The organism is Pseudomonas sp. BF-RE-25 (genome assembly GCF_019956105.1).
Lineage (GTDB): Bacteria > Pseudomonadota > Gammaproteobacteria > Pseudomonadales > Pseudomonadaceae > Aquipseudomonas > Aquipseudomonas migulae.
In genome coordinates this window covers 35,377-48,430 of the sequence record NZ_JAHBDB010000002.1, presented here as the reverse complement: position 1 = coordinate 48,430, position 13,054 = coordinate 35,377, and the positions used below count along the sequence as shown (strand labels likewise).

Sequence of the window (13,054 nt, the reverse complement as noted above, 5' to 3'; positions counted from 1 at the left end):
GTAAGACTGGTTTCAGGTTATTCAACCTTAAAAGACTGTTCAATATGGTGGCAAAGCTGATCCTGAAGAGATCGATAGTGAGATTCCAGGCGTTCAATTTCGCCCATTTTCGAAAGCCAGACATCATCGCAGGCATTGGCAAACAGACTGGCCGTATTCTGCCAGTTCTCTCTGGCGATCTTTATTTCCTTCACCAAGTTCAAGATGGTTGTATCTGCTGAATGTGATGTCGTTCCATCCGGAAATCTCGGCATTCAATCGATCTTCACTGTTCGAATTGGACTTTAATGTACTGGGTTGGAATCGGTTGGCGATATACGACCAATGGCTAATGCAGGGAATCAAGTTCGGATCGATATCTATCTGGTCGCTTTCTTGCGCCTATATCAGTGAGTCGGAGTAATTATGTTTGGCTGGATTAGCAATGTCCGTGTCGGGGCGAAACTTGGGTTGGGCTTTGGTGCTGTATTAGTAGCTGCGTTGCTATTGGTTGCGGCCGGTTGGCATGCCCTTGATACCCTGATTGATCGCGGTATTAAAGTTAAGGAAATTACCCTGGTAAGTGATGATACGCGGGACCTGCGAATCCAGCGCTTGCGTTTAGGCTCAAACAGGCAAGCTGAGTCATTACAGTCTCTTCAGCAAATACTAGATCGAATGGCCGAGCACCTCGCGAATCTTAAGGGAAGTTTAGCTTCAGCCTATGATCTCGAGTTAGTTGAACGGCAGATTAAGTCGGCTGAGCACTATCAACGTATCCTCCGGGAACTAAGCATTCCGGATGCCAATGTGGGGCCTCTGTATGAGCAGATGGCTCAGTTGGGCGATGATTTGCTTAATACCGCTCAAAAATTAATCGACTCTCAGGACACTAAGCGCAATGCAGATGCGAACTCTGCTAAAGCATTGTTGAGTTTTGTAGCGGCCATAGCATTTTTAATGGGGGCGCTGATTGCTTGGGTTATTTACCAACAAATCGTCACGCCGTTGCGACAGACGCTCAAAGTCATGGAGGCACTTGCGAAGGGGGATTTGAGCCAGGATTTAGTCGTTGAACGGCGTGACGAACTAGGCCAGCTGCAGTCAGGCCTGAAGCAGCTGATACTCAGCCTTCGCGAATTGATTGGCGGTATTCACACGGGTGTTGTTCAGGTTGCCAGCGCTGCTGAACAGTTGTCGGCGGTCACTGAGCAGACAAGTGCAGGCGTCAATAATCAGAAATCGGAGACCGATCGCGTTGCAACAGCGATGCATGAAATGGCCGCAACCGTGCAGGATGTTGCTCGAAATGCCGAAGAAGCTGCGCAGGCAGCCGCGACTACCGATCAACATGCTCAAGCAGGAGAAAAAGTGGTTGCAGACGCTATTGTCCAGATTCAGCACCTTGCTCTGGAAGTCGGTCACTCCGCGGACGCGGTCGGAAAATTGAAGGAGCAAAGCGATAAGATCGGCGGTGTGTTGGACGTTATCAAGGCGGTAGCGCAGCAAACTAACCTGCTCGCGTTGAACGCTGCGATAGAGGCTGCCCGAGCGGGGGAAGCCGGGAGAGGTTTTGCTGTAGTGGCGGATGAAGTGCGCAACCTCGCTTTGCGCACTCAGCAATCCACTGAAGAAATTGAAAGCCTTGTAGTGGGCATTCAAACCAGTACGAATACAGTTTTCCTTAGCATGGAAAGCAGCCTTGAAATGAGTAAAAGTAGCGTCGAATTTACACGCAGTGCGGTCAGCTCGTTGGAGGATATTACTCGCTCGGTATCCACTATTCAGTTGATGAATCAACAGATTGCCGCAGCATCAGAACAGCAAAGTGCGGTGGCCGAAGAAATAAATCGAAGTGTAATCAATGTGCGTGATATATCCGATCAAACCGCTGAAGCGAGCGAAGAAACTGCGTCTTCGAGTGTCGAGCTGGCTCGTCTTGGGCACGAGTTAGAGGGGCTTGTTACACGCTTCAAGTTGTGAATCGATTAGGGTTTGTCTGGCGTTCGCAACCATTACGCTGTCGCAGTGCATGTAGGTAAGTATTGTGGCGAATTGCAACAGGGAGCGCTCCCGGATAGGGGCCGCTCCCTTGCGCCCCAACCGGTCTTGCTAATTCAAACTCAACTTAGCGAGGACAAATCACTAACGTCGCACGGGTCCCCGTTGGCGTTCGATTTTCCAGCTTGATTTCCCCTCCCGTACGATCTGCGATTGCCTTGACGATGGCCAGCCCCAGGCCTGCCCCTTGGCCATTGCCACGGCTGTAAAAACGCTCAAGGAGCCGATTGCGCTCCGACTCTTCGATTCCCGGGCCTTCGTCCTCGACGGATAACTCATAGCGATCTTCTTTTCTTTCCAGGCGCACGCTGATCAAACCGTGAGCCGGTGAAAAGTTTGCTGCATTCGTCACTAAATTGTTCAAGGCAATATGGATGTCGGCCGAATCGATCCTGACCGGGCCGATGTCATCATCCGCATCGAAAACCAGTTCAAGTCCTTTGCTCAAAAGCCAGGGAGTCAACTGCACCAGGCTTTCTCGAACGGTGGCTGTCAGGTCAATGGGGGGCGGGATTTTGGCTCCCGTTTTCGGTTCGAGACGCGCCATGGTCAGCAATTGGTTGACCAGCCGGCTGGTACGATCGACGCCGGCGATCAGGTGTTCAAGTGATTCGCGTCGGTCATTTTCGGTGCCGGCCTCCAGCAGGTTTTGTGCGTGCACCCGCAAGACGGCCAAGGGCGTGCGCATTTCGTGGGCGGCGTCGGCAATGAAGCGCCGCTCACGTCCGAGTACGTCCTGAATTTGCGCAAGCATACGGTTGAGTGCCGCCTGCATCGGTTCCAGTTCGCTGGGCAGCGGTGTCATTTGCAGCGGCTCCAGCGAGCCGCTATGGCGTGCGCGCAGGGTCGCGGCCATATCGGCTAACGGCTTGAGCCCCCAGCCGATTGCCAGCCAAACCATCGCCGCGAGGATCAGGCTGCCCAGCATGTTCGGCCACAGGGTGTGGCGGACGATGCGATCGACCAGATCCGCCCGCACATCGTCGCGTTCACCGACCCAGATACGCAGGCCATTTTGTTTGTCTTCAAGGACAAAGGCACGCCAGTGACGATTGTTCAAATCCACCACGTCACTGAAACCGGGTGTGTTCGGTGGAGTGCCGAACGAGGGCGCACTGGCGGTGTGCACCAGCACTTCACCTTTGGGATTCCACACCTGAAAGGCGATTTTCCTTTCGTACGGATGACCATCGCCGCGAGGCACTGCCTCGCCCAGCGCCGCATTGAACGCCTGGTACAGATCCGCATGTTCCTGACTCGCCAAAGGCATGCGCATCACGCCTTGCAGCAGGCGGGCATTCTGCGCCAGCTGCGCATCGTAGACCTCGGCGATTTCGTGGTTGCTGTCGTGCACGTTAAACAGGCTGATCACCGCCAGCCCGGCGAGCATCAAGCCGATGATCAGCGTCAGCGTACGGCGACGGATCGACGTCATTGACGTTCCTCTACCAGGTAGCCCACACCACGAACGGTGCGGATCAAGTCGGTGGAGAATTTCTTGCGCAGGTGATGGATGTGCACTTCCAGGGTGTTGCTTTCCGCTTCTTCATTCCAGCCGTACAGCAATTGCATCAAATGATCGCGGGTCATGACGCGACCCGGTGGCGAGAGCAATTCGTGCAACAACTGGTATTCCTTGGGTGTCAGCCCCACGGGCTGGCCAAGATAGCTGACCTGCTGCGTGCCGGGGTTGAGGCTGATGCCGGCGTGCTCGATCAGCATTTGAGCGCGTCCGGCGCTGCGCCGCAGCAGGGCGCGCAACCGGGCTTTGAGTTCGGCCAGGTCGAACGGTTTGATCAAATAGTCATCGGCGCCGGCATCCAGCCCGGCGATGCGGTCTTCGGTGGCATCGCGGGCGGTGAGTATCAGCACCGGCAAGTTGGAGCCGCTGTCGCGCAGGCGTCGCAGCACTTCGAGACCGTCCATGCGCGGCAGGCCGAGATCAAGCACGGCCAGGTCGAAGGTTTCACTGAGCAGGGCATGCAGGGCGCTGCTGCCGTCCTTGATCCAGTCGACGGTGTAGCCTTCGCGCCCGAGGGCCTGGTGAATGCCTTCGCCGAGGGCGACGTCATCCTCGATCAGTAATAAACGCACGCGAACTCCTGTCAGTCGAGTTTTCTGTTTACGTCCACCAGCAACGTCTCGATCTCTTTGCGGCGCCCGGCGTCGGCCGTTTCGCGGTTGGGGCGAGGGGCGGCCAGCAGCGCCTTTTGCAACGCTGCCTTGGCCTCAGAGTAGCGCTTTTGACGGTAAAGGTGATCGCCCCAAAAGTACAGGCTGTCGATGCCATTGGGGTTCATCTGCAAGGCAAGCTTGAGCAGTTGTTCGGCCTTGTCTGAATCACCAAAACCGATGGGCCAGCCGGGTACGCGGTCATACAGTGCGCCGAGGCTGGTGTAAGCCGAGCCTTGCAGGGCTTTGGGGTCCAGAGTCAGGGATTTTTCCAGGTCAGCCTTGGCGTCTTTGGCTTTGCCCAATGCTCCGAGTCCGCCTTGGGCGCCGGCCCAACTGCTGGTGACAATGCCTTTCCAGATCCACGCTTCGGCCACGGCCGGGCGTTCCTGGCTGAAGGCGGAGGCTTGCGCGGCCAGTTGTTCGAAGGCTTGCTCGCGTTGTTTTTCCGGCATTTCGTATTGAATGTGCGCCCAACTCTGCTGGAGGGCAGAGAGGCGTTGCTGGTCGGCGCTGTCGAGGGCCCAGGTGATCTGGCTGAAGGCGCCTATCAAAAGGCAGGCAAAGATTTTTTTCATGGTTTTTGCTCGTTCTCGGGTTTGTGGCTCAGACGGCGGATCAGTGGCAATTGCTTGCGCAGGCCTCGATCCACCAGGTTGGGCAACAGGCTGTTGAGACGCACGAAAAAACGTTCCGGCCAGCCCAGGTAAAGGTCGCGGTGGTCGCCGGCGATTGCGTGGAGGACGGCCGAGGCCACGGTTTTCGGGTCGTCGACATTGGTCTTGAGGGCATCGTTCAGGGCTTGGGCCGCCGCGCTGTTCATCGATGTGCGGGTGGCGCGGGGTGCCACGTACAGAACACTGACCCGGGTATCCGCCAATTCCCGGCGCAGGGCTTCGGAAAAACCGCGCAGGGCAAACTTGGTGGCGCAGTAACTGGCATAACCGGGGTAGCCGATCGAACCGTAGGTCGAGCCGACATTCACCACCATGGCACTGTCGGCTTGCTTGAGCTGCGGCAACAGCAGCTTGGTCATGCAAATCGGTGCACTGACGTTGACCGCCAACATGGCGTTGATGTCGCTGTCATCGAGCTGTTCCAGCATGGCGAAATGATTGACGCCGGCGGCATTGATCAACAGGTTGATGCCGCCGATGGCCTCAACGGCGGCCAGTACCTTGTGCCGGTCAAAGGGCAACGTCAGGTCGGCGGCCACCCAGTGCATGTTCTGCGGATAGCGCGCGAGCAGCGGCAGCAGTGACTCCTGGTGACGAGCCACGGCCAGGACCCGGGCACCGGCGGCGCACAGTGCGCTGGCGATCTCCATGCCGATACCGCCACTCGCGCCGGTCAGGACCACACGGGCCTCATGCAGCTGCATGTTGGACTTCCAGGCGGCCCGGCAAACCGCGGAACATGTCGGCGTAAAGCCGGTACACCACTTTCGAGGCATGGATCACGGCGGCCTGGTCAGCGCTGTCGTCGAGTTGATTCATGAGCCGGCGATAGGTCTGCATATGCTCGATGTCCAGCGAACCGTGGGAGCTCAAATAACTGAAGGCGCTTTCCGGCAAGGCCAAGTGCTCACGGATGCTGCCTGCCGCGTGAGTCGCCAGGGCGATGCTGGTGCCTTCCAGCACGTTGACCATGCCGAACAGCCCCACCGGGTTGCCCCGGGCAATCAGGTCATAGAGAAAACCGACCATCAGTTCAATCGGCAGCGAGGGCTGGCCGTTGCGCACCGCTTCGCGATCACCGCCACAGGCGGCTATGTCGTCGAGCACCCACTGTTCGTGGCCGTATTCATCCTCGATGTATTCACACACCGCCTTGCGCAGCCATTCCAGGCGTGTGGGCAGGCGCGCGCCGCACGCCATCATCAGCGGCACGGTATGGCGCACGTGGTAGTACGCCTGAGCGAGAAACGCCCGATAGCTTTCAAGACTGACCTGGCCTTGCAGCGCATCGAGGATGATCGGCAGGTTGAACAGTTCGTGGCGCTCTTGTTGAGTGGCTTCTTGCAGAGTGTCGAAAAACGTCATGATGCGGGCTCCTCGGAATGGGGGAATTCGGTCAGTTGTGCGCGGTATAACGCGACGATGGCGTCCCGGCGCGGGCGGCCATTGGCGGTCAGCAGGCCATTGGCGGCAGTGAAGGGTTCATTCAGGCGCGTCCAGTGATGCACCTGGGCATAATCGGGTAACGCGTCGTTGGCTTCGGCAACGGCAGCAGCCAGTTGTTCGTCCGTGCAGTCCGGGCGGTTGGGCCACAGCAGTGCGTGATTTCGCGGCAGGGCCTCGCCATACACAAAAGCCTGGGCGATGTGTTGGCGTTGGGTGAGTTCCGCTTCGACCCATTCCGGGTTGACGTTGCGCCCGTAGCTGGTGATGAATTGATGCTTTTTGCGACCGTTGAGGAAGAGGAAACCCTGCGCGTCGAACTCCCCCAGATCGCCGCTGTGCCACCACTCGTCGGTGTAGGCCGGCTCACCCAGGTAACCGAGCAAGAGCGAGCCCTTGATCAGTACCTCACCGTCTTCGGCCAGTTTCACTTCGACGTGGGGCAGGGGCCGGCCGACGCTACCTGCACGGTACGCTGCAGGGCGATTGAGGCAGACGACCGAAGCGCATTCGGACAGGCCGTAACCTTCATAGACCGGTAGGCCGACGTGCCGGGCGCGTTGCAATAAGTCCTTAGAGACCCGTGCGCCACCGACGGCGGCAAAGCGCAGTGTTTGCGGATTGAACGCGTTCTGTTCGGTTGCGCTGACCAGCATCAGCAGCAGTTGCGGCACCAGAATCAGGCTCTCGGGCGAACGACTGGCCAGGCAACCGAGCAGGCGTGGTACATCGACGCCGCTGGCGCCCCGGATGCCCAGGGTTTTCTGGCTCGGCAGGCTCAGGGTGGCACCGGCGTAAAGCGCGGCGTAGCAGCCCAGGTTTTCCAGCAGGATCGCCAGCGGCAACAGCGCCAGGTGATGCTGTGGTTCAGTGGGTTTGCTGGCCTGATCCAGTTCCCGCGCTACCCGCAACAAGCTGTCGGCGCTCAGGCACACGCCTTTGGGAGTCCCGGTGGTGCCGGAGGTGAAGGTCAGTTTGGCCGTGCCGGGGTGCATCGGGCTTGGGCCGGCAAACGGGCGTCGCCAGAACTCGGCGCTTTTCTCATACCCGGCAACGAGCAGTTCGGCTTCGAATTCCGGTTCGGCAATCACTCGCTCTGCCTGGCTCTGTTCCAGGCAGTGGGCACGTTGTGCGGGGCTGAAGAAGGGGGGCAAGGTCACGCAAGCAAGGCCTTCGAACAGCGCGGCCAAGTCCCAGAGTATGGCCTCGACGCCGTTGTCCAGAGCCAGGGCGATGACGCTTGCCTGTTCATCGCGCAGACGTTGCTGGCGGTACTTCACTTCAGCGTACAGCGTGGCGTAATCGATTTTCAGGGTGTCGCCCCACAGGGCAATGACGTTGCTCTTGCGCTCGGCATGGCTGCGCAAGGCCTGCTCGAATCGTTGGCATTCAGGCGACATGGCAGGCTCCGTCAAGGGACGATGGCAAGCCCAGCCGGCTGAACAGACCGATGTTGCGCAAATGAATGAAGCCGGCGCGGATGTTGCCGACGTGAACCCAGGGTTTGCTTTCGTAGTAGCTGCCCCAACTGTGCCGGTCGTCGCCCAGCCGCTGCGGGTCGGCGGCGCAGAGGGTCACCGGTTTCAGGCCCAGTCGGTGAAAGCTGTTGACCAGGCCCATGTTGCCGGTGAAGGCCACCCATTCCAGCCCGCCCATGGCCAGCAGGTAGGTGATGGCAATGATGCTCATCCGGGCATTGCCGGTGTCGGTGGCGGCCAGATTGCCGACCTCGACAATGCCGGCAGGGTCCACCGGACGCTCCACCACGGCGCTGATCAATGTCTGGATCGGTTTGTCCAGATAACGCTCCAGAAACAACGGCTCGTCACGGCCCAGGCGTACCCCGGCGACCGCGCACAGTTCGCCGTCGCTGCTGCTTATGCCGAACAACTGCGGCATGAAATGACGAATGTCTGCACCGTGAACCTTGCGAAAGCGTTGCTGGATAAAGTTCTCGAATACCGGTCTCTGTTCATCGCCCGGTAAGGCGCGGGACAGGACAATCTGTGGCGTTTCTGCCTGGCCGAAGTGCAGCGGCAATGCAATGTTCCAGTCGAAATCGGGCATGGGCGGAACGCCTCCCTCTGTAAGTTTGAGGGGAGTATCCAAGGCATTTCTTAATGAAGTCTGAAGGTGGAAAAAGGTTCGTTGAGCGCTGTTCTTCAGACTGTCTTAAGTTTTGACCGACAGGCTGCGTGCCGCCGGTTCAAAGCAACCGCTCAGAGGCTGTCGCACGGCAGTCGTCCCAAAATTTGATGAGGCGTGTTTATGACCCGCGAGATAGTCACAGATCGTTATGCAAAGCTGTCGATCACCCTGCACTGGCTGATGTTGGCGCTGTTCGTCGGCGTGTATGCGTGCATTGAGATCAAAGGACTGCTGCCGCGCGGCAGCGACGCACGAGCTCTGTTCCTGGGGTTGCATGGGCTGTTTGGGATAAGCATTTTTGCTCTGGTCTGGGTTCGCCTGCTCGGGCGTCTGACGCCGCGTCCGCCGATCACTCCCACGCCGCCGGCCTGGCAGACCGGCCTGTCACACCTGATGCACCTGGCGCTGTATGGCTTGATGATTGTGACGCCACTGATGGCCTGGTTGATGCTGGCTGCGGGGGGCAAGCCCTTGCCGTATTTCGACTTCTATCTGTCGGCACCGGTGTCGGTGGATCCGGATCTGGCCAAGCGATTCAAGTACTGGCACGAATGGCTTGGCAGCAGCGGCTATTGGCTGATCGGCCTGCATGCGCTCGCTGGCCTGTTCCATCACTATTGGGTCGGTGATAACACCCTTGCCCGGATGTTGTCTGGACGAAGCAGGTCATGAATTCAGTGGGCTCTTGACCCTGACGGCGTCCTGGAGAGACACGAGTCAGTCAGCCCAGTACTTCTGGCGAAACCACCCAGACGCTGCAGGGAATCTTGTACAGCAGATGTTCCACGGTGCTGCCGACTAATCGCTCCATGGCGCGGTGACCTATGCGCCCCATGACAATCACATCGGTGTCATAAGCCTCGGCATAGCTGGAAAGCACTTTGGCCGGATTGCCCATGATCATGTGCTGGTGCTCCGGCGCAATACCGTTGCGCTCCGAAAGCTCGCGGAACGCGTCCGCTTGCGCGTCGAACAGGGTCTTGGCTTTGCTCGAAGAAAAAAATGCCGAACCATTGCTGAAACCGAATTCATCTGCACTGATGGATGAAAGGTCATGGGCGTAGATCACTTCGAGTTCGGCGTTGCAGGTAGTGGCCAGTTTTGACGCCTCGCGCAAAATCCTGTCGTTGAAACCTTTGTATTGGTCATCACAGTGGAAAGGGTCGACGGCGGCGACGATTTTTCGTGGCAAAGCATGGTGCATATGGCTGACAAAATGCAGCGGTACAGGGCATTCACGTAGCAGATGGATATCCAGCGGGGTAAACATCAGGCGTGATAGCAGGGATTCGTGTTCTAGCGCCTTGATCAATACGGCCATCGGCTGTTCTTTGAGATGAACGAGGATTTCCTGCAACGGCCGCTCCACCCAGACCACTTCAGTAGTGACGTGAACCCCGATTTTGCGCAACGGTCTAGCCTGGTCTTCAAGCCATTGACGATGGCGCTCGACATAGCCCAGCCGCATCTGTTCCAGCGCTTGTTCGTTGACCATTCCAGCCGTCGCCAGGCCTTCGAGGTAATCGAACGCCACGATGTGCAGTGCCGCGTCTGCAGCCTTGGCCAGTGCGGCGGCCCGGTCGAAGGCGGGGCTATTTTCCATCAACGGCGAGACGATCAGCATGAAACGTGATTGATCAGACATGACAACTCTCCGGTAGGTAATCGCGCTGTTTCTTGCCCCAATGGCTGAGGCATTGGGCAGTGAAGCCTTGCACTTATCCTGCTGTGGAACGGTGCATCGGGTTTGATCTTTGTCAAATGAAGGAGAGACCGACGATGTGGTCCGACGTGCGGTTGTCCGGGGCTTGTCCAGTCACGAAATTGTTGACCATTATCAATCTTTCGTCCGTCAACCCAGCGCAGTCTTTGGACTCGAACTGAACGTTGGCTCGGCATAAGAGGGATCACCATGGGAACCATGAAAGCGGCTGTTTTCGTTGAGCAGAACCGGATCGTGCTGGAAGACAAACCCATCCCTGAAGTCGGGCCGCAGGATGCATTGATCCGTATCACCACCACGACCATTTGTGGCACCGACGTGCATATCCTGCGTGGTGAGTATCCAGTGGCCAAGGGCCTGACCGTGGGCCACGAGCCGGTGGGCATCATTGAACGCTTGGGTTCCCAGGTGCGTGGCTTTGTTGAAGGCCAGCGGGTGATTGCCGGTGCCATTACGCCCAGCGGACAGAGTTATGCCTGTCTCTGTGGTTGCGGTTCACAGGACGGCCCGGACACCCGCCATGGTTTTCGCGCCATCGGGGGTTGGAAGTTCGGCAACATTATTGACGGCTGCCAGGCCGAGTACGTGCTGGTACCGGACGCCATTGCCAATTTGTGCCCGATTCCCGACGGGCTTAGTGACGAGCAGGTGTTGATGTGCCCGGACATTATGTCCACCGGATTTTCCGGGGCAGAGCGGGGTGAAGTGACCATCGGCGATACAGTTGCCGTGTTTGCCCTTGGGCCAATAGGCCTCTGCGCGGTGGCTGGTGCACGCCTCAAAGGCGCGACGACGATCATTGGCGTCGATGCCGTGGCCGAGCGGATGAGCGTCGCGCGACGGTTGGGCGCGACCCATGTCGTCAATTTCAAGGACGGTAACGTGGTCGAGCAGATCATGGCCTTGACCGATGGTCGGGGTGTCGATGTGTCTATCGAGGCACTGGGGACCCAGGGGACGTTCGAGTCCGCACTGCGGGTGCTACGTCCGGGCGGTCGACTGTCCAGCCTCGGCGTTTACTCCAGCGATCTGCGCATCCCCCTCGATGCCTTTGCTGCAGGGTTGGGGGACTACAGCATCGTCACCACCCTGTGCCCCGGCGGCAAGGAGCGCATGCGCCGCTTGATGGCGGTGGTGCAAAGCGGTGGTGTGGACCTGTCACCGCTCGTGACACACCGTTTCAAGCTCGATGATATCGAGGCGGCTTATGAGTTGTTTGCCCACCAACAGGACGGTGTGATGAAGATCGCGATTACGCCGTGAGGCTGTCCGGCTTTATTCTCGAAGTAGAACGGAGGTATCTATGATCATTGATATCACGGAGAAACCGGCAAGCCATTGCTGGGTCGTGTGCATGGATGCCCTGGAAGTGAACTTCAATAGCCTGAGCGAAGCGCAGGCTTTCGTTGGCCAACTCAAGGCCCGTATCGAAGCGCCGCACGCCTGGCCGATTCCCCCTGGCCCGGCAGCTTTTACCAGACGGATGCCCGACCCTCGAACGGACTGTCCCAAGGGCGAACAGGTTCGCGCCGACCTCGTGGAGTAACGCTTTGGGCCAGCACCGGGCGGGCTTCGTGCGAATGACAACCCAATGAACGAAACCATTGGGCTGACAGGTGCAGCTGCGGCGCTGGGAATTGGCATGCTCATCGGTCTTGAACGCGAACGGCACAAGGGGCAGGGGGAAACCCGCGCTTGTGCCGGTTTACGGACGTACGCGATTACGGCGTTGTTGGGTTATGTGACGATGCAGGTCGGTGGCAGCCTGCTGGTGGGCATCATGGCGATCGCCTTGGGGTTACTCGTCACCGTGGCGTATTGGCGAAGCCTGAGCGACGACCCCGGCGTGACCAGCGAGGTGGCGTTATTTACGGTGTTGGTACTGGGCGCGTTGTGTGGCACGAACCCCGAGCTGGCGATTGCCATCGGCGTGGTGATCGCGGGCTGCTGGCCTATCGAAAGAAGCTGCATTACTTTGCCCGTAGCCAATTGACCGAAGCGGAATTGGGTGACGGCCTGATCCTGCTGACTGCTGCGCTGGTCGTGCTGCCCTTGGCGCCGGACCGCTTTATCGGCCCCTACGCGGCCATCAATTTTCGTACCATTTGCACCCTGACCGTATTGCTTATGGCCGTGGGGGCGATTGGACACATTGCTGTTCGTACCTTGGGCACCCGTTACGGTTACGCCATTAGCGCCATTGCCTCCGGGTTTGCCTCCAGCACCGTAACGATTGCCGCCATGGGCCACCTCGTCGCCCGACAGCCCGACAACATAAAGCTCCTGAGCGCGGCCGCGATCCTGTCCAATATGGCCACTGTCACTCAGGTCGGCCTGATCCTGGGGGCGGTCGATCCCGGTTTGCTCCACCACATGTGGGGGCCGCTGGTATCCGGAGCCGCCGTCACAGCATTGTATGGCGTGTGCCTGATGTTTCCCAAGACCGCTTCCGGGGCTAACGAGTCAATCAAGGTCGGTGGTGCGTTCAAGCTCAAACTGGCCCTGATCGTCACGTTGACCATGACCGGCATCACTTTTGTTTCGTCCATGATGCTCAGCCATTTCGGCCAGTTGGGGGTAATGCTGACGGCCACGTTCAGCGGTTTTGCCGATGCGCATGCCTCGACGGCGTCGATTGCTACGTTGGCCAAGTCCGGCCAATTGCCGTTCGATGCCGTTGTCGGCCCTGTGCTGATTGCGATCAGCAGCAACTCCGTCAGCAAATGCGTGGTGGCGTGGGTCAGCGGCGGGCGACGGTTTGCCGCTTATGTGATTCCCGGCCAAGTGTTGCTGACACTGGCAATGTGGGCGGGCATGGGGGTGTCCTGACGGACATCGCGCGAGTAACTGA

Annotated in this window: 13 protein-coding genes and 1 pseudogene; 5 read left to right on the top strand and 9 right to left on the bottom strand. The window is 58.5% G+C overall.

What is annotated here, in order from left to right:
- Positions 1 to 17: 17 nt before the first annotated feature.
- Complete coding sequence (locus tag KGB24_RS00890; protein ID WP_223414815.1) at positions 18 to 254, bottom strand: hypothetical protein; 237 nt, start codon at positions 252 to 254, stop codon at positions 18 to 20.
- A gap of 151 nt (positions 255 to 405) precedes the next feature.
- Between KGB24_RS00890 and KGB24_RS00885 the strand changes: the two genes are divergently transcribed.
- Positions 406 to 1,962 (top strand): methyl-accepting chemotaxis protein, encoded by a 1,557-nt coding sequence (locus tag KGB24_RS00885; RefSeq protein ID WP_223414814.1) that lies wholly within the window; start codon positions 406 to 408, stop codon positions 1,960 to 1,962.
- Between the two features lie 145 nt (positions 1,963 to 2,107).
- Here the strand turns inward: KGB24_RS00885 and KGB24_RS00880 are convergent, their stop codons facing one another.
- From KGB24_RS00880 to KGB24_RS00850, 7 genes are read right to left on the bottom strand one after another with little or no spacing between them, the layout of a single operon-like run.
- A complete protein-coding gene (locus KGB24_RS00880) occupies positions 2,108 to 3,475 on the bottom strand; it encodes a sensor histidine kinase (protein WP_223414811.1) in 1,368 nt (455 codons plus the stop codon).
- Positions 3,472 to 4,134, bottom strand: coding sequence for a response regulator (locus KGB24_RS00875; RefSeq protein ID WP_223414809.1), 663 nt, complete (start codon positions 4,132 to 4,134; stop codon positions 3,472 to 3,474). The genes KGB24_RS00880 and KGB24_RS00875 overlap by 4 nt, the downstream gene beginning before the upstream one ends.
- 11 nt (positions 4,135 to 4,145) lie before the next feature.
- A complete protein-coding gene (locus tag KGB24_RS00870; RefSeq protein ID WP_223414807.1) occupies positions 4,146 to 4,790 on the bottom strand; it encodes a tetratricopeptide repeat protein in 645 nt (214 codons plus the stop codon).
- The gene (locus KGB24_RS00865) at positions 4,787 to 5,593 is read right to left on the bottom strand and encodes an SDR family oxidoreductase (protein WP_223414805.1); all 807 of its coding nucleotides are present in this window, start codon (positions 5,591 to 5,593) and stop codon (positions 4,787 to 4,789) included. The genes KGB24_RS00870 and KGB24_RS00865 overlap by 4 nt, the downstream gene beginning before the upstream one ends.
- On the bottom strand, positions 5,580 to 6,254 hold the full coding sequence (locus KGB24_RS00860; protein WP_008028063.1) for a TenA family transcriptional regulator: 675 nt from the start codon (positions 6,252 to 6,254) through the stop codon (positions 5,580 to 5,582). Before KGB24_RS00860 ends, KGB24_RS00865 begins: the two co-directional genes overlap by 14 nt.
- Positions 6,251 to 7,732, bottom strand: coding sequence for an AMP-binding protein (locus tag KGB24_RS00855; RefSeq protein WP_223414803.1), 1,482 nt, complete (start codon positions 7,730 to 7,732; stop codon positions 6,251 to 6,253). Before KGB24_RS00855 ends, KGB24_RS00860 begins: the two co-directional genes overlap by 4 nt.
- Complete coding sequence (locus tag KGB24_RS00850) at positions 7,722 to 8,399, bottom strand: thermostable hemolysin (RefSeq protein WP_008028066.1); 678 nt, start codon at positions 8,397 to 8,399, stop codon at positions 7,722 to 7,724. Before KGB24_RS00850 ends, KGB24_RS00855 begins: the two co-directional genes overlap by 11 nt.
- A 201-nt stretch (positions 8,400 to 8,600) precedes the next feature.
- On the opposite strand from KGB24_RS00850, the gene KGB24_RS00845 reads away from it, so the two are divergent.
- Entirely contained in the window at positions 8,601 to 9,152 is a 552-nt protein-coding gene (locus KGB24_RS00845) for a cytochrome b (protein ID WP_223414845.1), read from the top strand.
- A 49-nt stretch (positions 9,153 to 9,201) separates the two neighbouring features.
- Here the strand turns inward: KGB24_RS00845 and KGB24_RS00840 are convergent, their stop codons facing one another.
- On the bottom strand, positions 9,202 to 10,125 hold the full coding sequence (locus tag KGB24_RS00840) for a universal stress protein (RefSeq protein WP_223414801.1): 924 nt from the start codon (positions 10,123 to 10,125) through the stop codon (positions 9,202 to 9,204).
- Between the two features lie 267 nt (positions 10,126 to 10,392).
- Between KGB24_RS00840 and KGB24_RS00835 the strand changes: the two genes are divergently transcribed.
- The 3 genes and pseudogenes from KGB24_RS00835 (at position 10,393) to KGB24_RS00825 (ending at position 13,032) form a co-directional block, all read left to right on the top strand.
- Complete coding sequence (locus KGB24_RS00835; RefSeq protein ID WP_008028074.1) at positions 10,393 to 11,466, top strand: NAD(P)-dependent alcohol dehydrogenase; 1,074 nt, start codon at positions 10,393 to 10,395, stop codon at positions 11,464 to 11,466.
- 40 nt (positions 11,467 to 11,506) lie between these two features.
- Complete coding sequence (locus KGB24_RS00830; RefSeq protein ID WP_008028076.1) at positions 11,507 to 11,749, top strand: hypothetical protein; 243 nt, start codon at positions 11,507 to 11,509, stop codon at positions 11,747 to 11,749.
- A gap of 45 nt (positions 11,750 to 11,794) precedes the next feature.
- A pseudogene (locus KGB24_RS00825) lies at positions 11,795 to 13,032 on the top strand (MgtC/SapB family protein).
- Positions 13,033 to 13,054 lie beyond the last annotated feature (22 nt).